Below are 412 nucleotides of genomic sequence, written 5' to 3'. Positions count from 1 at the left end.
TTCTGAGAACCGAGGCAAAAGGGAGGGAACGTCGAACATCCAACGCCCAACGTCGAACATCGAATGTAGGACCACGGAATACTGACTGCACGGCTGCCCCCCGGGATCGCCAATCTCCGCATTGGCTGCGGTGGCACTGGCTGCGGTAACCGAGGCCGAAACGACGCTCCCCGATCCGAAGGATCGAGGCTACGGAATTGGGAACATCGAACATCCAACGCCCAACGTCGAACATCGAATGTAGGGCCACGGAATACTGACTGCACGGCTTCCCCGGGATCGCCAATCTCCGCATTGGCTGCGGTGCATGGGCTGCGGTAGCCGAGGCCGAAACGACGCTCCCCGGTTCTGAGAACCGAGGCAAAAGGGAGGGAACGTCGAACATCCAACGCCCAACGTCGAACATCGAATG

General features: G+C 59.7%; 1 protein-coding gene. It reads right to left on the bottom strand.

The annotated features are described in order from the left end of the window. On the bottom strand, window positions 1-214 hold a 214-nt coding region (locus QEH52_RS20240; RefSeq protein ID WP_308952774.1), incomplete at its 3' end, for a hypothetical protein. Window positions 215-412: the final 198 nt, after the last annotated feature.

The organism is Thalassobacterium maritimum, from assembly GCF_031127805.1.
GTDB lineage: Bacteria > Verrucomicrobiota > Verrucomicrobiia > Opitutales > Coraliomargaritaceae > Thalassobacterium > Thalassobacterium maritimum.
Note: the sequence above shows the minus strand (reverse complement) of the source record. Positions and strands in the feature narration are given on the sequence as shown.